Here is a 22,168-nt window from a genome sequence, read left to right as displayed (position 1 = left end):
CCTCGCCATCCGTGCGGTTTTCATCCCTTGCTCCTGGAGGTACGGAATGGCCCCTCAGACCGCGCTCGTCGTCGTGAACCACGGTTCGGCAGAGCTCCTCGACGTGTACCTGCGGGCGACCGTGGAGGGCCTCGACGCACACGTCGTGGTCGTCGACAACTCCTCGACGACGGCCGCCACCGACGCGGCCCGCGCGGTGACCGAACGGAACGGCTGGGACCTGGTCACCTGCCCGAACGACGGCTTCGGCGCCGGCGTGAACCGCGGGGTGGAACGCGCCCGAGAGCTCGGTGCGGACGCAGTCCTGATCGTGAACCCCGACCTGTCGATCACCCCGGAGGCGGCCCAGGCGCTCCTCGACGCCGCGTTCGCGGACCCTCGCTCCCTCGTCGCCCCCGTGGTCCGGCGGCCCGACGGGTCCGTGTGGTCGCGCGGCGGCACGATCGACCTGGCACGAGGCGTCACACGCTCGACTCCTGCGGACGACGGCCGGGTGGACTGGTTGACCGGAGCCTGCCTCGCCGTCTCTCTCGAGGCGTGGACTCTGCTCGGCGGGTTCGACACGCGGTTCTTCCTGTACTGGGAGGACGTCGACCTGTCCTGGCGTGCCCTGATGGAAGGTCTGGTGCTCGTCGTGCATCCGCATGTCGAGGCCGTCCACGACGTCGGTGGTACGCAGGAGCACGCGGGTGCACGTCGCAAGTCCGACCTGTACTACGCGCAGAACTGCCGGGGACGGCTCGTGTTCGCTGCCCACCACCTCCCGGCCCCCGCGCGGGCCCGGTGGATCGTCGGGTCGCCACGCTACGGCTGGCGCGTGGTCAAGCGCGGCGGTCGGCGCCAGCTGCTGAGCGGACCCGGGCCCCTCATCGCCGCGGCTCGCGGAACTGCCTCAGGCGCGTGGTACGCCGCCCGCCGGCGCGCGCCGTGGGCGAACGCGTGACGCGCCGCCTCGTCGTCGCGCACCCGTCGACGGAGCTGTACGGGTCCGACCTGCAGCTCGTGGAGTCCGTCGCTGCCGCGGTCGGGGCCGGCTGGGAGGTCCTTGCGGTCCTGCCGGGAGACGGTCCGCTCGCCGAGCGGCTCACAGCGGCCGGCGCGACGGTCCGGCTCGCGCCGTTCCCCGTCCTGCGCAAGTCGCTGCTCACACCGCGCGGTCTGGCCGCGCTGAGCGTCACGATGGCGAGGTCCACATGGCAGACGGCGCGGTGGCTGCGTCGGTCCCACGTCGACGCCGTCTACGTGAACACGCTGACGATCCCGTCCTGGATCGTGGCGGCCCGCGCGGCCCGGGTGCCCGTCGTCTGCCACGTCCACGAGGCGGAGGAGGACCAGTCCACCGTCATCACGGCCGGCCTGACCGCACCCCTGCTGCTCGCCCACCGGATCATCGCCAACAGCGAGGCGTCGCGTCGCGCCACGGGTCGGGCGATCGACGCCCTCGGCCGCCGCACCACCGTGGTGCACAACGGCGTGCCGGGACCGCCCGAGCCGCCGGTTGTGCGATCACGCGTGCCGGGGGCTCCGCTGCGCCTCGTCCTCGTCGGCCGGCTCTCCCCCCGCAAGGGCTCGGACGTCGCCGTGTCCGCTGTCGCCGAGCTGGTGGACCGGGGCCACGACGTCGTCCTGCGCCTGGCGGGTGACGTGTTCGAGGGCTACGAGTGGTTCCGCGAGCAGCTGCGCGAGCAGATCGTCCGCGACCACCTGGAGGACCGGGTCGAGCTGCTCGGCTTCGTGCACCCGACGTGGCCCGAGCTGGCCGACGCGGACGTCGTCCTGGTGCCCTCGCTCGTGGAGCCGTTCGGCAACACCGCCGTGGAGGCGCTGCTCGCGGGCCGCCCCGTGGTCGCGAGCAACACCCAGGGCCTGGCCGAGATCGTGCGCGACGGCGACAACGGGCTGCTCGTCCCGCCGGGCGACGTGCACGCACTGGCGTCTGCGGTGGCCCGGCTCGACGACGACCCGGGGCTGGCCGCAGACCTCGCCCGCCACGGTCTGGTCGACGCGAGCGCTCGCTTCAGCCGCGAGCGCTACGCCAACCAGATCGTGACGATCCTCGAGTCGCTCAGGAGCCGACCCGCGAGGTGACCGCCACGGCAGCGCCGCTGGCCCACACGTTGTTCTTCAGCACCAGCGACGAGATCGACGTCGGGTCCGAGACGATGGCGCAGTTCTTGAACGTCTGCGTCGGCTGGAACACGTTGTCCTTGATGGTGATGCCCTTCAGCACGCCGAGTCCCGCTTCCGCGAGGTTCACCGAGCAGGCACCGTTGCCGAGCGAGTTGCCCGAGATCGTCATTCCGGACACCTGGCCGCCGCTCTGAGCCACCTGGAAGGCCGCGTTGTGCGAGCCCTCGAACGTGTTGTTGGTGAAGATCAGGTTGGTGCCGTGGGAGATCTGCACGTTGTCGTCGTGCGTGGGCTTGCCACCCCAGTTGGGATCCTGCGCGTAGTACAGGTTGGCGTGCATCCAGGAGTCCTGGACCCGCACGTTGTCCCCCGTGATCATCAGCTGGTCGGTGACGTCGTGGATGTTCACGCGGGTCAGCGTGAAGTTCGCTCCGATGATGCCGCGGACGTTCGGGGACGGGTCCTTGGCGTAGAGCTCGGAGTCCTCGACCGTGACGGAGCCACCGGGGGCGATGTAGATGAGACCCATGCTGGCGGTGAGGGGCCGACCCGTGATGAGGGTGCGCTTGACGACGACGCCCGGCGCCTCGATCCGGAGGATGCCGCGGATCTCCGCGCTGTCGATCACCTGGCCGGGCGTCTGCACGGTCAGGTCACCGTCGATCAGCGTGAGCGGCGTGCCACGGGGGACACCGGTGTTCCCAGCGCCCGGGCGGCCGCCAGCCGGCGGGGCCGGCGCGGGGACGGGGGCCGGTGCCGGGGCCGGAGCGGGTGCCGGGGCGGGTGCGGGAGCAGGCGCCGGGGCGGGTGCCGGAGCCGGGGCGGGTGCCGGAGCCGGGGCGGGTGCCGGAGCAGAGGTCGGCGCGGGAACCGGCGCCGGCGCGGGAGCAGGGGCGGGCGCAGTCGCCGTCGGGGTCGGCTTGGGCGCCGGGGCCGGGGCCGGGGCGGGCGCGGGCTTCGGCGTCACCGTCACGGGCGGCGGGGTCGTCGTGGGCTGCGGCGCGGGACCGTGCACGTAGTCGACCAGGCGGATCGTGATGCTGGCGCTCGCCGCTGAGTTGTAGACGACCACCTTGCGGTCCGCACCGACGATGCCGAGCTTGACGTTGGCGAACGCCGCCTTGGTGACGGGGGTGGTCAGGACGGGCGATGCCTTGCAGGCGGCGGTGACGGTGGACCCGGCGCAGACCGACACCTTCGTGGGACGCCAGGCGAGCTGGGCCGCCACGACCATGCGGACGCTCGTCGCGTCGGCGCTGACCGGGAGCGGGACGACGTACGAGCCACCCGGCTTGATGACCTTGTGGTCGAGGACCACGACGTTCGCGGTGGTGGACGCGGCACTCGACGCGAGTGGCGCGACGATGCCGCCCAGCGTGGCACCGATCATCCCGGCAGCCAGCCCGGTTGCGATGAAGAGGTTGCGGCGGGGGGGTCGAGGCGTCATGTCGTGGCTCCTGCTCGGCGTCAGCACGATCGTCTGAGTCGGACCGGCGGAGGGGGGGCTCCGCCGCCTTGCTTGTGGGGAGCCTATGGGTGACGCCCGATGGAGTGAACACTTGACCAGATCGGGCGCAGGAAACGGGCGGTACCGGCCGAAGGGTGCGTATCGCGCGAAAGGGTCCGCTATCTGCAGGTTTACATCACGAACAGGTCACGGCGGGCGGCCCGATGTGACGTCCGTCACACTCGATCGGCGGAGCCCGAGTTGTCCTCTATGCCGCGATGTGCTTAGGCGGAGATCTCCCGGAACCACCGGACGGAGGCCGCCAGGAGGAACAGCGCCGTGCACGCGACGATCACCGTGTAGGCCGCGAAGAAGACCGTCGGGGCTGCCATCAGCACAAACACCAGGCAGAGCAGGCCGTAGTCCGTGGGTACCACAAGAACGGACCGCAGCCACGGAAGGCGGCCGCTCGTGTCGGCGACGCTCTGGGTTCCGCGCGCCCGGCGCAGCTGCTCCGTCAGGATCATCATGAAGAACAGGACCGACCACACGACGGCATGCACCAGAGGCACCACGAGCCAGGGCACGCTGACCGTCTCGAAGCGGTACAGCCCGACCAGGAGGGCCAGCGGGAGGCAGACGATCTTGGTGGCGTCGACGACGTGGTCGAGCCACTCCCCCGCCGGGCTGCCCGTCCCGGTGAGACGCGCCACCTGCCCGTCGGCCGAGTCGAGGGCGTAGCCGAGCACCAGGAGCGCCGCGACGAGGATGCCGAGCAGGGCACCGGGCGCCACGAAGAGCAGCAGCGCGATGCCCGTGAAGGTGGCGAGAGCGCTCAGACCCGTGACGCCGTTCGGCGAGATCCCCCGACGGTAGGCCCACGCCGCGAGGTACTTGCCGAGCCGGCGGTTGACGTAACGGGAGTAGGCGGGCGCACCGCGGGCCGCGACCTTCTGCGCGGCCGCGAGCCGGCCGACCGTCTCTCGGTAGGACTCGTCGGGGCGAGCCGCCCGTTGTGCCGTTCGCTCGGTCACGGAACGAGGCTCCTTGTCGGTTCGGCAGCGGGCGGCGTGGAGGTCCGGCGACGTCGACCGCGTTGGCGACCAGGCACGTTCCGGGCGACGAGGTCACGAGCGAGCGCCTCGTACCCGCCGGCGACCTCGTCCCAGTCGTACGAGCGCGCGCGCTCTCGCAGCTGGGTGCCGACCTCGAGCGCCAGGGCGGGCGTGCGCTCTATGTCGGCGATCTCGCGTGCCACGTCCGCAGGGTCGGTGAAGTAGCGGCCGAGGTCCCCGAGCACGTCACGGTTGAAGGCGACGTCGAAGGCGATCGTCGCGGTCCCCGCCCCGATGGCACGCAGCAACGAGGGGTTGGTGCCGCCGACGCTGTGCCCGTGCACGTAGGTGAGCGCATGCGCGTACAGCTGGTCGAGCAGCTCGGGCTCCCAGACGCTGCCGACGAGGTGCACGCGGGGGTCCCCGGCCGCGACGGAACGGATCCGATCCGTGTACTCCTGCGCGTACGGAGCCGCGCCGACCACCACGAGCGGGAGGGTGGCACCGGAGGCGACGTAGCCGTCGACGATCACGTCCACGTGGTTCTCGGGCTCGAACCGCGCGACGACCAGGTGGAAGGCGCCTGACCGGACCCCGACCTCGGCGAGCTTGTCGGAGCCGATCTGCTCGATGATCGGGGCACCGTAGGCGATCTGCCGCGTCTCGGCGCCGAACTCGTCCGTGTAGTAGGCGGCGATCCCCGGCGCGTCCGCGATGAGCGCGTCCGACCACCGCACGGCCGCCGACTCCGCACCGCGGTAGTAGCGACGACCCCCGCCGCCCCACTTCGCTCGCTTCCACTCCAGACCGTCGACGTGCGTCGCGACGGGGATCCGGGCTGCGCGCAGGACCGGCAGGAGCGGCGCGTTGGCTGCGTTGAAGACGAACGCCGCGTCGACCCGGTGCCCGAGCAGGTGCCCGACCGACAGCGCGGTGTGGCTGAGGGTCTCCAGCGAGCGCTTGCGCATGGCGGGAAGGCTGACCCGACGCATGCCCAGGTACGGCGCGTCCTTGGCCAGGTCCGACCCGTCCGCAGCACGGCAGTAGACGACGACGTCGTGGCCGCGGTCCGCGAGTCGTCGGCCGACCTCCTCGACGGCGGTCTCGAACCCGCCGTACCTGGCAGGCACGCCGCGCGTGCCCACCATCGCGATCGAGAGAGCTCCTCGCTCCGACATGACGGCCCCCTCCTGTGCACGAGCTTCTCGCCCGTGCGTCGTGCACGCCGGCCACGCCGACGCGCCCGATTTGTCACCAGTCCACCTGGAGGTTAGTCGCCGATCCGCCGGCCAGAGCCCGTCGGAAGCGATATTCACCCCACGAAGTCGCCCACGTCACATCGGCGAGAGTTCCGGCGCGTGACCTGCGGCTCCGTCTGTCGCTGAGGGCACCGCCGGGCAACCGACAAGAACCAGGACCTTCGGCCCATCCGAAAACGGGACGAGCTGCCGATGAGGACGACAGAACCACCCAAGGGCGACGAGTTCGCCCAACTCGACCGATGTCCCCCCACTACGGAGCTTCCACATGCCTCGAACCTTCCGTCGATCGCTCACGAGCACGCTCGTGTCAGCCGTCGCCGTCGGAACCGTCGTCCTTGCACCCCTGTGCGCGACCGCAGCCACGCAGCCGCCGGTCGTCTACCACGACGAGTGGCCCCAGGTGGCGGCGGACGCCTTCACCCGGACGTCGACGGCGGGCTGGGGCACGGCGGACGCGGGAGGCACGTGGACGCACGCCGGGGCACTGACCAACTACCAGGTCAACGGCTCCGCCGGGACGATCACGGTCGCGAAGGCCGGCTCGACGCTCAAGTCCTACCTCGACGGCGTGGCCTCGACCGACACCGACGTCACGGTCTCGGTCTCCGCCGACAAGCTCCAGACCGGCTCGGGCAGCTACCTGTCCGTCGTCGGCCGTCGCGTCGGAACTGTCGATGTCGGCACGAAGGTCCGCCTCACTGCCGACTCGACAGCCTCCGTCTCACTGCTGGACGGCGCTCAGAGCATCGGTCTGGTGAAGGTGCCGGGCACGATCGGCGTCGGTACCAAGCTGATGGTGCGCACGCAGGTGACCGGGACCGCGCCGACGACGCTGCGCACCAAGGCCTGGATCGCGGGTACGCCCGAGCCGACCGACTGGATGCTCGAGGGGACGAGCACCAGCACCGGGACGCAGGCCGGCACCGTGGGCGTCTCCGCGTACCTGACCGGCTCTGTCACCAACGCGCCGATCACGTACACGTTCGACGACTTCGCGGTCACGACGACCAGGCCCGAGCAGGTCGGCAACTTCGTGCCGACGGGCCAGTTCACGGCAGCGGTCACGGATCTGCGCGCCGCTCTCGACGCCAGTGCGTCGACCGACGTCGACGGCACGATCGCGTCGTGGGCCTGGAGCTTCGGCGACGGAGCCACCGGCACGGGTGCGAAGACCTCGCACACGTACGCGACGGCAGGGACCAAGGACGTGACCCTGACGGTCACCGACGACAAGGGCGCGTCGAGCACCACGACGTCCAAGGTCGTCGTGACGGAGCCCAACAAGGCGCCGACCGCGGCGATCGTCGCGAGCACGGCCGACCTCAAGGCCGTCCTCGACGGCACGACGTCGACGGACTCCGACGGGACCGTGGCGTCCTACGCCTGGACCTTCGGCGACGGCACCACCGGCACCGGCGCGAAGCCGACCCACAGCTACACCAAGGCCGGGACCTACACGGTCGGCCTGACGGTCACCGACAACGAGGGCGCCACCGCCTCGTCGACCACCTCGGTCACGGTCAAGGAGCCCAACAAGGCGCCGACCGCGGCGATCGTCGCGTCCACGACCGACCTGAAGGCCGTCCTGGACGGCACGACCTCGACGGACTCCGACGGGACCGTGGCCTCCTACGCCTGGACCTTCGGCGACGGCACCACCGGCACCGGCGCGAAGCCGACCCACTACTACGCCAAGGCCGGCACCTACACGGTCGCCCTGACGGTCACCGACAACGAGGGCGCCACCGCCTCGTCGACCACCTCCGTCACCGCGAAGGAGCCCAACAAGGCGCCGACCGCGCGGTTCACGTCCAGCGCGAACGGCCTGGCGCTCAGCGCGGACGGCTCGACCTCGACCGACCCCGACGGCACCCTGGCGTCCTACGCCTGGACCTTCGGCGACGGTACGACCGGCACCGGCGCGAACGCGCAGCACACCTACGCCGCGGCCGGCACGTTCAACGTGACGCTCACGGTCACCGACAACGAGGGCGCGAAGCACTCGACCACGACAGCCGTGACGGTCCGGGTGCCCAACAAGGCGCCGACCGCTGCGATGACACCGAAGGTCAGCGCACTGTCCGCGACGTTCGACGCGGCCGCCTCGAGCGACCCCGACGGGTCCCTCGTCGGGTACGCCTGGACGTTCGGTGACGGCGCCGCAGGTGAGGGCGTCTCGACGTCGCACACCTACGCCACGCCGGGCACCTACACGGTCACCCTCATCGTCACCGACAACGAGGGTGCGACGGGTCGGTTCGTCGGCACCGTCGTCGCCTCGGCACCGGCGCCGGCGATCGTGACTGTCGCCAGCGACACGTTCACCACGGCCCGCACCAACGGCTGGGGCAACGCGATCACCGGGGGCACGTGGACGCACGCGGGCCTCGTGGGCAACTACTCGACGTCCGGCAGCGTCGGGCGCCAGGTCGTGACCACGGCCGGCTCGACCCGCAGCAGCGAGCTGCACGACGTGTCGACGACGGACGCGGACCTTCGCGTCACGGTCGCCGTGGACAAGCCGCAGTCGGGTTCGGGCAGCAGCCTGAGCGTCTGGGGCCGCAAGGTCGGCAACTACTCCTACGGCGCGCGCATCAAGCTCACGTCCGACGGCAAGGCGACCCTGGGTGCGATGGACAACTCGACCGCCCTCAGCTCCGCCTCGCTCGGTACCTACACACCCGGCACCAAGCTCAACGTCCGGGTCAACGTGACCGGTGTCAGCCCGACCACGGTGCGCGCCAAGGCGTGGGCCGTCGGCACGACGGAGCCGGCCGCGTGGATGGTCACCGGGACCAGCTCGACCGCAGGCCTCCAGAGCGCCGGCTCGGTGGGCTTCAGCGCGTACGTCGCCTCGAACGTCACCGCGATCCCGATGACCGCCTCCTACAGCGACTTCCAGGTCCTGTCCGCCTCCTCCGCGGCCGGTGACGGAACCGTCGTGCCGCAGCCCACGCCCGTGGGGATGCCCGGCGCCGACAACACCGGCGTGCCGAACGGCACCGTGATCAACAAGGTCGTCGACGGCAACGTCACGATCACCACGGACGGCACCGTCATCGACGGCTGGGACATCCGCGGCTACGTGTCGGTCAGGGCCAAGAACGTCGTCATCCGCAACTCCTACATCCGCGGTGCGGCTGTCCCTGAGGCGAACGACCTCGTCCGGGTCCAGAACGACGCCTACTCGGTGACCATCGAGGACTCGACGCTCGTCGCCCAGACCATGAGCCCGAACGTCGACGGGGTCAAGGGCTGGAACTTCACGCTGCGCCGCGTCGAGATCTCGAACGTGATCGACACCGTGCACATCCACGGCCCGAACGTCCTCGTCGAGGACTCCTGGTTGCACGACAACGCGCACTACTACAACGACCCGAACTGGAACGGCGGCCCGAGCCACAGCGACTCGGTGCAGATCCAGGGCGGCGCGAACATCACGGTCCGGCACTCGACGATCACCGGCGCGAAGAACGCGGCGTTCATGGTCACGCAGGGCGCCGCGCCCGTCACGAACCTGTCGATCGCGGACAACTACCTCGACGGCGGAGCGTGCACCATCAACATCTCCGCCGCGACGTACGGCTCGCCGGCCGGGATGTCGGTCGCGAACAACGTGTTCGGTCGGGGCATGCAGTACGCGGGCTGCGCCGTGCGCATCCCGACGGACTACGCGCTCGACCTGCGCGGTAACACGTACGACGACGGCGCGATCGTCGGACGCAGCAACATCTGATCGGTCACGACGTCCGACGGGCCCTCACGCGCAGCGTGGGGGCCCGTCGGCGTTGTCTGCACCAGGTCACTGGAACGGCATGTGCCTTCCGAGCTGGTAGGTGAGGTCGCGCCTGCGTTCGCCGATCACGCGGGCGGGGACGCCTCCCACGATCGTGAACGGTGCGACGTCCTTCGTCACCACGGCACCCGCCGCGACGACGGCACCCTCGCCGATCGTGACCCCGGGCAGGATCGTCGACCGGGTGGCCACGTACGCGTGGTCCCCGATGACCACGGGTCCGCCGGTCGCGGCGAAGCCTGCGTCGTGCGGGTCGTGCTCCATCGTGTAGATGTGCACGTGTCCGCCGATGTTGACGTCGGCACCGATCGTGAGCCCCTTGCGACCGTCCAGGAACGCGTCGTTCCCGACGATCGACCGTCTGCCGACGACGACGCCGGCGGGTCCGAAGAACACTGCTCGCCAGTGCACCACCGCATCGCTCGCGATCGTCACACCGAGGAAGCGGTAGACGGCGTGGCGGAACCTCAGGTTGGGCACGCGGCCGGCAAGGAAAGCGGCGAACAGCCCCGCGCCCTTGCGATAGAGCTGGAGCGACGGCACGGCTCTCCTGTCCTCGGCGGGAGGCCCATGGTGCCAGGGCCCGGACGCCAGCGTCCATCGTGCGCGGCGCGGGCTGCGGCGAGGGCGGACATACCGGGCGAAATCTGCACGATGCGCCCCTGAGCCGCTCCGCACGCCTGTACCGTTTCGATCTCGTGCACGGCGCGGCTTTGGTGGCGCACCTGCGCCCTGACTCGAGGGGAGGCGTCCGGTGAGCGTCACCACCAGCCCCTCGGCGTTGCGTGCTCCCGAGGTCGCCCGCACGATCCGCCCGGAGATCCAGGCGCTGCGCGCCGGGGCCGTGCTGCTCGTCCTCGCGTTCCACGTCGCACCCAAGGGCCTGTCCGGCGGCTTCATCGGTGTCGACGTGTTCTTCGTCATCTCCGGCTACCTCATCACGGCGCACATCGCGCGGCCGCTGCGCCAGGGGCGGTTCACGTTCGGCGGCTTCTACGCGCGCCGGGCCGTCCGACTGCTTCCCGCGGCCATGCTCGTCCTGCTCTTCACGCTCGTCGCCACGTGGCTCGTCGTGCCCCGCACCCTGTGGCCCACGTTCACCGAGCAGATCGCCGCCAGCTCGGTCTACGTCGAGAACTGGGTGCTTGCCGGCAACGCGACCGACTACTCGGCACCTGCGGCGGGTGTCAGCCCAGTGCAGCACTTCTGGTCGCTCTCGGCCGAGGAGCAGTTCTACCTCGCCTGGCCCGCGCTCCTCGTGCTCGGCCAGCTCATCGCCGTGCGGTGGGCGCGCTGGCGTCGCGCGTACCTGGCCGTTCTGGTCCCACTCGCGCTCGCGTCACTCGTCTGGTCCATCTACGCGACGAACCACGAACCCTCGTCCGCGTACTTCGCGACGACGACCCGGGCCTGGGAGTTCGCGGCCGGTGGGGTGCTCTGGCTCGTCGTGCACCGCCTGCTCACCGTGCCGAGCCCGGTCCGCGCCGCGGCGAGCTGGGCGGGCGTGGCGCTGATCGCGTACGCGGCGCTCACGTTCGACGCCGCGACCCCGTTCCCGGGGTGGCACGCGGCCGTGCCGGTCGTCGGCACCTGCCTGATCCTCGCCGCGGGTCTGCCGCGGGAGCGATGGAGCCCGTCAGGTCTCATGTCCTGGTCCCCCGTGCAAGCCACCGGTGACATGTCCTACGCCCTCTACCTGTGGCACTGGCCGCTGATCGTGCTGCTGCCCTACGCCCTGCACACCACACCGGGGTTGAAGGGGCGGGTCGTCGCCGTAGCGCTCGCGTTCCCGCTCGCCTACCTGACCCGTCGCTTCGTCGAGGTCCCCTTCCTCGCGCGCTACCGGCCCACGGGCGGCTCGTTCTGGCGACGCAAGTCCACCGTGGCCATCTGCGTCGTGGGAGCGATGCTGCTCGTCTGCGTCCCCGCACTCGTGATGAAGCAGCAGGTCGTCGCCGAGAAGGCCGCCGCGTGGGTGTCGCTCGAGGACACCCTGGCCGCCCCCGACCCCTGCCTCGGTGCGGCCTCGCTGGTCCCGGGGGCACCCTGCGAACCGGCGTCGACGGGGCCGATCCACCCCGACCCTGTGATCGCCGAGAGCGACGACTTCGGCGTGCAGAACGCGGGATGTCAGCTGCGCGGCGTCGTCACCGAGCCGGCCACCTGCACGTTCGGGACACCGGGTGGGACCAGGGTGGCACTCGTCGGGGACTCGCACGCCGCCCAGTGGACCCCTGCGCTGGCCGCGGTCGCGACGAAACGCGGCTGGGAGCTCACGACGTACCTGCGCTCGGGCTGTCCCTTGTCTGCCACCCCGCCTGCGGGCACCGGCGCGACGAAGTCCGCGTGTGCCACCTGGCAGGGCAACGTGCTCGACCAGCTGGCGAAGGCCGACTACACCTACGTCTTCACGTCGGCACTTGCCGGCACCGAGTACCGCGGCGACGCCGAGCAGGGCTTCCTCGACGCCTGGAGCAGGTTCGCCGGCCCGGACACCCGCGTCATCGCGATCCGCGACGACCCGGACCCCACAGCCGGCGGCGTCGACGCCACGCCCGTCTGCGTGGCCGAGAGCGGTGCGGACAGCTGCGCGACCCCGCAGAGCCGCAGCCTCCTGCCCGACCCGCTCGTGGCAGCGGCCGAGCGGTTCCCGGGCGCCGGGGTCGTCGACCTGACCCCGTACTTCTGCCAGGACGGCACCTGCCCCGCCGTCATCGGTGACGTGCTGGTCTACCACCTGGCCCAGCACGTCACTCAGACGTACATGACGACGCTCGAGCCGATGCTCGACGAGTCCATCGCCTCCGCGATCGGCTGATCCGCCCGACAGAGCAAGGCGCGCCGCAGCCTCTGACGCAGACCGCTCGGCCCTCGGTGCGCGACGGCCTGACGGCGGTGCTCGGGACCGGCACCCTCGTGCGCCCCAGACCCGTCCGGCGGGAACGACCACTCCAGGAGACGGCTGGGCCGCGCGGTCACGCACCCTGCCCGTCTCCCGCCGCGCCGTGCGTGGGCTGGCGCCAGGGAGCACAGCCGGAGGTCGCCCCTCGGGTCGAAGGCACTCGGCGCAGACGGTCGTGGACTGTCGTCCTCGGCGCGCAGCGCGCTACGGCGACCGGGAACGGACGGAGACGTCCGACGGCGCCCTGCGCACGTCGAGCTGAGCGATCCGCAGGCACCACGAGGTGCTTGCGCCGACGTCCGAGGACGAGCGGGCCTCAGTACGCGCCGGCGCCCGTCACGACCGCTCGGCCGGTCTTCCAGAGGATCAGGAGGTCCATGGTCACGGACCAGTTGTCGACGTAGCGCAGGTCCAGGCGGACCGACTCGTCCCAGTCGAGGTCGGAACGGCCGCTGACCTGCCACAGGCCCGTCAGGCCCGGCTTGACGCGCAGACGCCGGTGCACCTCGTCCTCGTACTCGCGCACCTCGGACTCCAGCGGCGGGCGCGGACCGACGAGCGACATGTCGCCGCGCACGACGTTCCACAGCTGCGGCAGCTCGTCGAGCGAGTACTTGCGCAGGATCCGGCCGACCGCGGTCACCCGGGGGTCGCTGTGCATCTTGAACAGGAGCCCGGCGCCCTCGCTGTCGGCGAGCAGCGCGTCCCGGCGAGCATCGGCGTCCATGTACATGGTGCGCAGCTTGAACATGGTGAACTTCTCGCCGTCGACGCCGATCCGGGTCTGACGGAAGAACGCGGGACCGCGCGACGTCAGCCGAATCGCCAGCGCAGCGAGGCCCAGGAACGGCAGGACGAACACCAGCCCCATGCTGGCGATCGTGACGTCGATGACCGACTTGGCGACCAGCCGGCGACGCGGTGAGTCGACCTCGACCTCGAGCAGCGACAGGCCGGCGGTCGGTCGTACCGTCAGCCGCGGACCTGCCACCTCGATGATGTCGGGCGCGACGACCAGCTGGGCCCCGGCGCGACCGAGCGCCCACGACAGCCGGCGCAGCGCGCTCCCGCTGAGCGTGCTGCCGGTCACGATGACGACCTCCGCGGCACGGTCCGCGACCACCTGGACCACGTCGGCGGTGCCACCGACGACCGGGACACCGTCGAGCGCGACCGGGCCGTCGAGCGACGGCAGGCACACGCCGTCCACCCGGTAGCCGTGGTGCGGCGCGACGCTCAGGTCAGCGATCAGGCTGCGTGCCGACTCCTCGTCGCCGAGCACGATCGTGCTCATCATGGCCACGCCCGCCCGGCGACCGTGGTGCAGCCGACGACGGTGCACGTGCCGACCGAGGCAGTCCAGGGCGGCGACCACGGGCACGCCGACGATCACGAGCAGCCGGGGCACGGCGATCTCCAGCAGGAAGCCCATGGCCATGAGCAGTCCGGCCATGAGCGCCGCGGAGCGCAGGACGGCCTGGAACTCACGCGGGCCGTCACCGAGGATCTCCTGGCGGTACCCCTGGGACGCCGCGATGCCACCGACGAACGCAGCCGCACCGGCCAGCGACAGGGCGAGGGCCGGGACGACAGAGAACGAGGGGGTCAGGATCGCCATGCCGACACCCAGAGCCACGGCGGTGTCGATCGCCGCGTTCGTCTCGGCGTACCGGTGCCCGACCGAACGCCAGGCCAGCGCCCGAAGCGTCGGGTCGGCGTTCAGCGGAGTCCGTCGACGGACGAACGGCTGGCGCGAGGCCCAGGAACGACGTGGCTCGACTGCGTCCGCGCGACGGTCGTAGGCGTCTCCGGACGACTCGACGCCGCGATCGGCAGTCAGAGTCATGGTTCCTCCGGAAGGTCAGACGGGTCTGGGACTTCCCGAAGGTTATAGGTCCCGGTCTGTACCCATCAGTACCTTGTGTCCGATTTCACCCCTTTACGGGCCGTTTCACCCACGTCTGAGTGACCGGCGGGTGAACGGGCGAGGTCAGCCCTTGGTGTGGAAACGCAGCTGCGCCGCGTCGAGACCGTCGACGACGACCGCCTCGACCGCGTCGGCGGCACGGTCCAGCAGCCACGGGAGCTCTTTGAGCTCGGCCTTGGCGAAGTCGCGCAGCACGAAGTCTGCGGGGTCCATGCGGCCCGGCGGCCGGCCGACGCCCACGCGGACGCGGACGTAGTCCTTGGTTCCCAGCGCCTTCGTGGTGTCGCGCAGGCCGTTGTGCCCGCCCTCTCCGCCGCCGCGCTTGAGGCGGACGTCGGCGAACGGGATGTCGAGCTCGTCGTGCACCAGGATCGTCCGCTCGACGGGGACGCCGTAGTACTGCCCGAGCGCCGACACCGGACCGCCCGACACGTTCATATAGGTCGTCGGCTTGGCCAGCAGGAGCCTCGGACCCGGCGCGCCGCCCGGGAGGACGCCCATGCGCCCCTCAGCGACGACGGCCTGCGCGCGGCCGCCTGTGGACCCGAAGGTGCCGCCCGTGCGCTTCGCGAGCTCGTCCAAGACCATCTGGCCCACGTTGTGGCGGTTTCCTGCGTACTTCGCGCCCGGGTTGCCGAGGCCGACGACGAGCCAGGGTCCGTCGGTCATGTCGCCTCCTTCGGGCACGTGGTCGGCACGCACGACGCCCGGCACCGTCAGGAACGGTACCGGGCGTCACGAACGCGGCAGAGAGGCTCAGGCCTCGGCGGCGGCGGCCGAAGCGGCCGACTGCGACGCGGCGATCTCGGACGCGGCAGCCTCGGCGGCCAGGTCGTCGGCCGACGCGTGCGGGACGCTGATCGCGACGACGGTCAGGTCGGGGTCCGAGAGCAGCGTGGTGCCCTCGGGCAGCGCGATCTCCCCCGCCGTGACGGACGAACCGCCGGTCAGGCCCTCGATCGAGACCTGGACCTCGCTCGGCAGGGCCGTCGCGTCGGCCTCGAGGGACAGCGTCTGCGTCTCGACGACGTGGATCGTGCCGGGGTACGACTCGCCGACGACCGTGACGGGGATGTCGACGGCGACCTTCTCGCCGCGCTTCACGATGAGCAGGTCGACGTGCTCGATGGTGTTCTTGACGACGTCGCGCTGGACGTCCTTGGTGATCGCCAGCGTGGTGTTGCCCTCGAGCTCGATCGCGAACAGCGCGTTGGCGTGCTTGACGGCGAGCATCGTCTCGTGGCCCGGGAGCGACACGTGCAGCGGGTCGGAGCCGTGGCCGTACAGGACCGCGGGGACCTGGTCCGCACGGCGCAGGCGGCGCGCGGCGCCCTTGCCGAACTCGGAACGGGTGGTGGCGACGAGCTTGATCTCAGACACGGTGACTCCGGGAGTTGGCGTCCGCGCAGTGTCGCGGACGAAGTCGGAACAATGATGATCACGGGGACGGGCCGCCGTGATGACGACAGAGTGATGACGACAGAAGTGGTGGCCTCGACGCGGGACGCAGGACGGGCACGCGGAGGCGGCTCGCCCAGTCGATCACGGAGCTCAGGAGCCGTTCGAGCGGGCGACGCTCAGAGACTCCACTGAGCGTCGATCCTGCCGACCGTCCTTCGTCCCTCGCCGAGGCAACCTGAAGAGTCTACCCGAGCGAGGTCGGTGCTCCCAACCCCACGAAGGCGTCAGGCCTGCCCGTCGAAGAGCGACGTGACCGAGCCGTCGTCGAACACCTCACGGATGGCGCGCGCGATCAGCGGGGCGATCGACAGCACGGTCAGCTTGGGGAAGCGGCGCTCGTCGGCGATCGGGAGGGTGTCGGTGATGACGACCTCGCGTGCGCCGCAGCCCTGCAGACGCTCGGCGGCCGGGTCGGACAGCACGCCGTGCGTCGCGGCCACGATCACGTCCTTGGCACCGGCCTCCAGGATCACCCGAACGGCGCCGGCGATCGTGCCGGCGGTGTCGATGAGGTCGTCGACGAGCACGCAGCTGCGGCCCTCGACGTCACCGACCACGCGGTTGGCGACCGTCTTGTTCGGGCTGCGGATGTCGCGCGTCTTGTGCACGAACGCCAGCGGACCGCCGCCCAGCTTCGCGGCCCACTGCTCGGCGACGCGGATGCGACCGGCGTCCGGCGAGACCACCGTGACGTTGGACGTGTCGACGCGGCTGCGCACGTAGTCGGTCAGGATCGGCATGGCCCACAGGTGGTCCACCGGTCCGTCGAAGAAGCCCTGGATCTGCGCGGCGTGCAGGTCGACGCTCATGAGGCGGTCGGCGCCTGCCGTCTTGAACAGGTCGGCCATGAGTCGCGCAGAGATGGGCTCGCGCCCGCGGTGCTTCTTGTCCTGGCGCGCGTACCCGTAGAACGGTGCGACGACCGTGATGGTCTTCGCGGACGCGCGCTTCAGGGCGTCGACCATGAGCAGCTGCTCCATGATCCAGGTGTTGATCGGCGACGCGTGGGACTGCAGGACGAACGTGTCCGCACCGCGCACCGACTCCCCGAAGCGCGTGTAGATCTCGCCGTTCGCGAACTCGTACGCGGTGGTCGGCAGCAGCTCGATGCCCAGGTGCGTGGCAACGCTGTTCGCCAGGTCGGTGTGCGCGCGTCCGGAGAGGAGGACCAGGCGCTTCTCGCCGTCCGTGGAGACGATCCCGGTCATCGTGCGGAGTCCTTCGTGTCGGTGGGCGAAGCAGAGGGCACGGCGGGCGGGGGTGTCGGCGACGCCGACTCCGCGGCTGACGCGGCACGCCCGAGCTCGGCGCGCGCCTGCGGTGAGAGGTCGTCCCGCTCCGCCGGGCGCTTGACCGCCGCGGCAGCAGGCGTACCGGCACGTGAGCGCGCGACCCAGCCCTCGATGTTGCGCTGCGGGCCGGCGCTCACGCCGAGCGCACCCGAGGGCACGTCCCGTCGGATGACGCTGCCGGCGCCCGTGTAGGCGCCGTCCCCGATGGTGACCGGGGCGACGAACATGTTGTCGGCGCCCGTGCGGGCGTAGGAGCCGATCGTCGTGCGGTGCTTGTTCACACCGTCGTAGTTGACCGTGACCGAGGCCGCGCCGATGTTCGTGTGCTCGCCGATCGTCGCGTCACCCACATAAGAGAGGTGCGGGACCTTGGAGCCGGTGCCGATCTGCGCGTTCTTCGTCTCGACGAAGGTGCCGATCTTGCCGTCGTCGCCGAGCACGGTGCCGGGGCGCAGGTAGGCGAACGGGCCGACGCTGGCTCCCGCGCCGATGACCGCCAGGTTCCCGTGCGTGCGCACGACCGTGGCGCGGGCACCGACCTCGACGTCGGTCAGCGTCGAGTCGGGGCCGACCGTGGCGCCCTCGCGGACGACCGTCGCGCCGTGCAGCTGCGTGCCGGGCAGGAGCGTCACGTCCCGCTCGAGCTCGACGTCGACGTCCACCCAGGTGGTCGCCGGGTCGATGACGGTCACGCCGTCGCGCATCCAGTCCTCGAGGATCCGCCGGTTCATCTCGGCACGCAGGACCGCGAGCTGCACGCGGTCGTTGACGCCCTCGACGAGCACAGGGTCGTCGGTGCGCAGCGCGCGCACGTGGCCGCCGTCGGTCCGCGCGATCGCGAGCACGTCGGTCAGGTAGACCTCGCCCTGCGCGTTGTCGCGGCCCAGCCGACCGAGCGCGCCGCGCAGGACCCCTGCGTCGAACACGTAGATGGAGGAGTTGATCTCGGCGATCGCGCGCTGGCTCTCGTCGGCGTCCTTCTCCTCGACGATGCCCAGCACGTCACCCGTTCCGGGCTCGCGCAGGATCCGGCCGTATCCCGTCGGGTCGGAGACCTCGGTGGTGAGCACCGTGACCGCGTTCCCGTCCGCGTGGTGCGCCTCGAGCAGCTCGTGCAGCGTGGCCGCGTCGAGCAGGGGCACGTCTCCGGCGATCACGACGACGGCACCGCTGACCTGTGCGTACGTAGCCGACCCGATCTGCTGGTCGCCGGCTGCTGCGGCCTGCGCCGCGGCGTCGAGGGCGCTCATCGCGACCTGGACGGCGCGGCCCGTGCCGGGGATCTCGTCCTGGTCGGCCAGGAGCGCCTGCGGGTCGACGTCGGCGACGTGCGCCGCGACCAGCTCGCGCTCGTGCCGGACGACGACGAGCACGCGGCCCGGGTCGAGTGCGCGAGCCGTGGCGAGCGCGTGGCCGAGCATGCTGCGGCCGGCGAGGGTGTGCAGGACCTTGGGTGTCGCCGAGCGCATCCGCGTTCCTTCACCTGCTGCGAGGACGACGACGGCGGCTGGGCGGGGGAACGTCACCTGGGAGGGCTCCTCGCGGATCTGCCCGGGAGGTCGGGCGGCGGATCTCGTGCGCAGCCGCAACTCTACCGTCGCCCGGAGGCGGTCTTTGCCGGTGCACGACGAGCCGGCCCCTGCGGGCCCGAGCCTTCGTCGCCTCCCCTGAGAGATCGAGCGGGCTCCGCCCCCAGGATTCGAACCTGGACTGCACGGCTCCAAAGGCCGGCGTGCTGCCGTTACACCAGGGCGGACCGGCGGTCCGAGCCGCCAGCGCAAGTCTGCCAGGGACCGCGCCCTGGTTCTGCACGGGGTGCGCGGCCGCCACCCGGCATGATGGGCGCGTGGCCACCGACCCCAAGCGCGCAGCCCGGACCCGGATGACCGGGACGCAGCGCCGAGCGCAGCTGCTCGACGTCTCGCGCCGTCTGTTCGCCGAGAAGGGCTTCGACGGCACGAGCGTCGAGGAGATCGCGGCACGCGCAGAGGTCTCCAAGCCCGTCGTCTACGAGCACTTCGGCGGCAAGGAGGGTGTCTACGCGGTCGTCGTCGACCGGGAGATCCAGGCCCTGACCCGCGCTCTCAGCGCACCCCTCGAGGAGGGCGGGCACCCGAAGGCTCTGGTCGAGCGCACCACCCTCGCACTGCTGGGGTACATCGAGACCTCCGAGGACGGGTTCCGGATCCTCGTGCGTGACTCCCCCGTCGCCCAGGCGACGGGCACGTTCTCCAGCCTGATCGGCGACGTGGCCACCCAGGTGGAGCACCTGCTCGCGGACCAGTTCAAGCAGCAGGGGCAGGATCCCAAGACCGCCCCGATGTACGCGCAGATGCTCGTCGGCATGGTCGCGCTCACCGGGCAGTGGTGGCTCGACGCACGCCGACCCAGCAAGGACCAGGTCGCCGCGCACCTGGTCAACCTGGCGTGGAACGGCCTGTCCGGCCTGGAGCGACGCCCGACCCTGACTTCTCTCGACGTCGAGTAATCTCGCGGTATGGCTCCCTCGGATCGCAGCGGCGCGCGGGACGAGGTCGACAGGATCGTCGCCGCCTGGCAGCGCGAGCGACCTGACCTCGATGTCCGTCCGCTGACGGTGCTCTCACGCGTCAGCCGGCTGGCCAGGCACCTGGACCTTGCGCGACGGTCCGCGTTCGCGCGACACGACCTCGAGACGTGGGAGTTCGACGTGCTGTCGGCCCTGCGGCGCGCAGGGTCCCCGTACCGTCTGTCGCCCGGCGTTCTGCTGACCCAGACACTCGTCACGAGCGGGACCATGACCAACCGCATCGACCGGTTGGCCGAGCACGGCCTCGTGGAGCGGCTCCCGGCTCCGGACGACCGCCGCGGCGTGCTCGTGCAGCTCACGCCCGCCGGCCTGGCGAGGGTCGACGCAGCGTTCGCCGACCTGCTCGACGTCGAGCGTGGACTGCTCGGCGACCTGGACGAGAGCGACCGCGAACGGCTCGCGGCTCTGCTCCGCGAGGTCGTCGCCCCGTTCGACGCGTCGTGACGGACGCGCGGTCCGTGCGGCGTTGAGCCGTTCGGGTCGTCGATCGGGACAAACACCGTCGGCGGAAGGCGCCGTGTGTAAAGTGCGCGCTCGGGTTCCGATGCCCTCGGGTCGCGCGCGCGTGGCCTGTTCCCTGGCCCGCACCGTGGGCATGCGCCCTCGACGGGCATTCGAAGAGAGTGGTACCGACAGTGATCCAGGCTGTGGTCGACCCGTACAACCAGACCGAGCCGGCGGCGGGTCTGGCGTTCGGCCTCATCGCCGTGATGGTGCTGTTCTACGCGGCGCTCATCGCGTTCGGCGTGTACTGCTACGTGCGCATCGCCCGCAAGGCCGGCTACTCCGGCTGGTACGCGGCGCTGTGCTTCGTGCCGGTGGCGAACCTCGTCGTCATGATCATGTTCGTCTTCAAGGAGTGGCCGATCGAGGCCGAGCTGCGGCTTCTGCGCTCCGCGCAGGGCCCCTACGGCGGCGGCTACCCGCCCGTCGCGGCCCCGGCCGCCTACGGAACCACGCCCTACACGTCGCGGTTCGAGCAGCCGGCGCCGTGGGGCCAGGCCCCCCAGCAGACTCAGGGATACCCGCCGGTGGACGGCGGCCCCCAGGCTCCCGGCACCCCCGAGACGCCCCGCTGGTAGAGCTGCAGGACCGCGCGATCGCGGGGCATCCGGTCGTCCGGTGTGCCCCGCGATGGCGGTATTGATAGGCCAGCACCGACCGGCTAGTGTCACGACTCACTCGATCGCGGGAGTCCCGGTGCGCAACCCCATGGTGCTGCTTCGCACTCGCCTGCAGGCCGGCGCGCATGCCTGACGTCACCCTGTCGGTCGCGCTCAGCAGCTACAACGCCGTCGGCTACCTGCCCCTGCAGATCGACTCGATCCTGACGCAGACGGTGCTGCCGCAGCAGATCGTGTTCGGCGACGCCGGCTCGACCGACGGCACGGTGGACGTGATCGCGGACGGCGTCCGACGCGCCGAGGCCCTCGGTATCGACTGCGTCGTGCTCCCCTCGGAACGGTTGCTGGTCACGCCGAACATGGCGCGCATCCTGGCGGCGTGCTCGGGCGACGTGGTCGTCGCGTGCGACCACGACGACGTGTGCCTGCCGCAGCGCTTCGAGCACGTGGCGGAGATGTTCTCGGCCGACCCCCCGCTGCAGTTCGTGCACTGCGAGGCGCAGGTGATCGACGAGCACGGTGCGGTGACGTCCGAGTCCCTGTTCGCGACGGGGTCGTTCACCGCCGGCGAGCGCGATCTGTATGCCCGGGGGGAGGCGTTCCGGGTGCTGGTCCGGCGCTTCCTGGCCCACGGAGCGACGGCCGCGTTCCGCCGCTCCCTGTTCGACCTCTGCCCTCCCATCCCGGCCGGCGGGTACTACGACTCCTGGTACGGCCTGCTGGGCGCGGCGATGCCAGGTGGCGCGGCGCTAGACGCTCGCCCGGGGCTGCAGTACCGGGTCCACCAGTCCAACCTGGGCGGCGGGGTGCATCGACGGGGCCTCGCCGAGAAGACCCGCATGCTCTTCGCGCCGGGATCCGACCGCAACCGTCGCCTCCTGGCGCAGTCCGAGATGCTGATGACGGGTCTGCAGGCAGTTCGCCCGCACGTCGCCGACTGGGCGTTCGACCTGGCCCAGGAGCGGTTGCGGCACCAGCGGGTGCGGTCCGGCCTTCCGGTCAACAGGCTGCGACGAGCACCTGTCGTGCTGCGTGAGGCGCGCACCGGTGCCTACGGGCGGGTGTCCCGTGGCCGCAAGGACATCCTGCTCGACCTGGTGCAGCCGCTCAGGTCGGTCCGCCCGGCAGAGGTAGCGGCGAGCGTCGCCTGAGCTCCGGCCGGGACCGTCGGTCGTGGACAGCAGGTTGAGACCGACTCGGTGC

Annotated in this window: 17 protein-coding genes and 1 tRNA gene; 8 read left to right on the top strand and 10 right to left on the bottom strand. The window is 71.2% G+C overall.

Annotated elements, in window-relative coordinates:
• Window positions 1-46 precede the first annotated feature (46 nt).
• Together N553_RS25150 and N553_RS0115755 are read left to right on the top strand one after the other, a co-directional pair.
• Window positions 47-943: a glycosyltransferase gene (locus N553_RS25150; protein WP_051640247.1), complete on the top strand. Its 897-nt coding sequence runs from the start codon at window positions 47-49 to the stop codon at window positions 941-943.
• Window positions 940-2,088, top strand: a complete 1,149-nt coding sequence (locus N553_RS0115755; RefSeq protein ID WP_034623028.1) for a glycosyltransferase family 4 protein — start codon at window positions 940-942, stop codon at window positions 2,086-2,088. The genes N553_RS25150 and N553_RS0115755 overlap by 4 nt, the downstream gene beginning before the upstream one ends.
• Here the strand turns inward: N553_RS0115755 and N553_RS25145 are convergent.
• The 3 genes from N553_RS25145 to N553_RS23070 form a co-directional block, all read right to left on the bottom strand.
• The gene (locus N553_RS25145; RefSeq protein ID WP_028047329.1) at window positions 2,066-3,577 is read right to left on the bottom strand and encodes a hypothetical protein; all 1,512 of its coding nucleotides are present in this window, start codon (window positions 3,575-3,577) and stop codon (window positions 2,066-2,068) included. The genes N553_RS0115755 and N553_RS25145 overlap by 23 nt on opposite strands.
• A 284-nt stretch (window positions 3,578-3,861) precedes the next feature.
• Window positions 3,862-4,611 (bottom strand): CDP-alcohol phosphatidyltransferase family protein, encoded by a 750-nt coding sequence (locus N553_RS0115745; RefSeq protein WP_028047328.1) that lies wholly within the window; start codon window positions 4,609-4,611, stop codon window positions 3,862-3,864.
• The gene (locus tag N553_RS23070; RefSeq protein WP_034622861.1) at window positions 4,608-5,810 is read right to left on the bottom strand and encodes a DUF1972 domain-containing protein; all 1,203 of its coding nucleotides are present in this window, start codon (window positions 5,808-5,810) and stop codon (window positions 4,608-4,610) included. Before N553_RS23070 ends, N553_RS0115745 begins: the two co-directional genes overlap by 4 nt.
• Before the next feature lie 349 nt (window positions 5,811-6,159).
• Here N553_RS23070 and N553_RS24425 point away from each other — a divergent pair, with 349 nt between their 5' ends.
• Window positions 6,160-9,630 (top strand): PKD domain-containing protein, encoded by a 3,471-nt coding sequence (locus tag N553_RS24425; protein WP_028047327.1) that lies wholly within the window; start codon window positions 6,160-6,162, stop codon window positions 9,628-9,630.
• Between the two features lie 66 nt (window positions 9,631-9,696).
• On the opposite strand, the gene N553_RS25870 is transcribed toward N553_RS24425, so the two are convergent.
• Window positions 9,697-10,233, bottom strand: a complete 537-nt coding sequence (locus N553_RS25870; protein ID WP_051640246.1) for a DapH/DapD/GlmU-related protein — start codon at window positions 10,231-10,233, stop codon at window positions 9,697-9,699.
• 211 nt (window positions 10,234-10,444) lie between these two features.
• Here N553_RS25870 and N553_RS23055 point away from each other — a divergent pair, with 211 nt between their 5' ends.
• Window positions 10,445-12,508: an acyltransferase family protein gene (locus N553_RS23055; protein ID WP_051640245.1), complete on the top strand. Its 2,064-nt coding sequence runs from the start codon at window positions 10,445-10,447 to the stop codon at window positions 12,506-12,508.
• Between the two features lie 400 nt (window positions 12,509-12,908).
• Here N553_RS23055 and N553_RS0115720 read toward each other — a convergent pair whose 3' ends face one another.
• From N553_RS0115720 to N553_RS0115695, 6 genes are all read right to left on the bottom strand, one after another.
• Window positions 12,909-14,438: a sugar transferase gene (locus tag N553_RS0115720; protein ID WP_028047326.1), complete on the bottom strand. Its 1,530-nt coding sequence runs from the start codon at window positions 14,436-14,438 to the stop codon at window positions 12,909-12,911.
• Between the two features lie 144 nt (window positions 14,439-14,582).
• Window positions 14,583-15,188, bottom strand: a complete 606-nt coding sequence (gene pth, locus N553_RS0115715) for an aminoacyl-tRNA hydrolase (protein ID WP_028047325.1) — start codon at window positions 15,186-15,188, stop codon at window positions 14,583-14,585.
• An 87-nt stretch (window positions 15,189-15,275) separates the two neighbouring features.
• Entirely contained in the window at window positions 15,276-15,899 is a 624-nt protein-coding gene (locus tag N553_RS0115710; RefSeq protein ID WP_028047324.1) for a 50S ribosomal protein L25/general stress protein Ctc, read from the bottom strand.
• Window positions 15,900-16,204: 305 nt separating this feature from the next.
• Window positions 16,205-17,188 (bottom strand): ribose-phosphate diphosphokinase, encoded by a 984-nt coding sequence (locus N553_RS0115705; protein ID WP_028047323.1) that lies wholly within the window; start codon window positions 17,186-17,188, stop codon window positions 16,205-16,207.
• Window positions 17,185-18,798, bottom strand: a complete 1,614-nt coding sequence (glmU, locus tag N553_RS0115700; RefSeq protein ID WP_028047322.1) for a bifunctional UDP-N-acetylglucosamine diphosphorylase/glucosamine-1-phosphate N-acetyltransferase GlmU — start codon at window positions 18,796-18,798, stop codon at window positions 17,185-17,187. Before glmU ends, N553_RS0115705 begins: the two co-directional genes overlap by 4 nt.
• 158 nt (window positions 18,799-18,956) lie before the next feature.
• Window positions 18,957-19,028 (bottom strand) — tRNA-Gln (locus N553_RS0115695).
• A 126-nt stretch (window positions 19,029-19,154) separates the two neighbouring features.
• On the opposite strand from N553_RS0115695, the gene N553_RS0115690 reads away from it, so the two are divergent.
• The 4 genes from N553_RS0115690 to N553_RS0115675 all read left to right on the top strand — a co-directional run bounded on the left by N553_RS0115690 (window position 19,155) and on the right by N553_RS0115675 (window position 22,116).
• Entirely contained in the window at window positions 19,155-19,760 is a 606-nt protein-coding gene (locus tag N553_RS0115690) for a TetR/AcrR family transcriptional regulator (protein WP_028047321.1), read from the top strand.
• 9 nt (window positions 19,761-19,769) lie between these two features.
• Window positions 19,770-20,285 (top strand): MarR family winged helix-turn-helix transcriptional regulator, encoded by a 516-nt coding sequence (locus tag N553_RS0115685; RefSeq protein ID WP_028047320.1) that lies wholly within the window; start codon window positions 19,770-19,772, stop codon window positions 20,283-20,285.
• A gap of 191 nt (window positions 20,286-20,476) precedes the next feature.
• On the top strand, window positions 20,477-20,923 hold the full coding sequence (locus N553_RS23050; RefSeq protein ID WP_034622859.1) for a hypothetical protein: 447 nt from the start codon (window positions 20,477-20,479) through the stop codon (window positions 20,921-20,923).
• Between the two features lie 167 nt (window positions 20,924-21,090).
• On the top strand, window positions 21,091-22,116 hold the full coding sequence (locus N553_RS0115675) for a glycosyltransferase (protein WP_028047319.1): 1,026 nt from the start codon (window positions 21,091-21,093) through the stop codon (window positions 22,114-22,116).
• Window positions 22,117-22,168: the final 52 nt, after the last annotated feature.

The organism is Cellulomonas sp. URHE0023, from assembly GCF_000688475.1.
GTDB lineage: Bacteria > Actinomycetota > Actinomycetes > Actinomycetales > Cellulomonadaceae > Cellulomonas.
The sequence above is the reverse complement of the archived record's forward strand: the minus strand, read 5'-3'. Positions and strand labels throughout refer to the sequence as shown.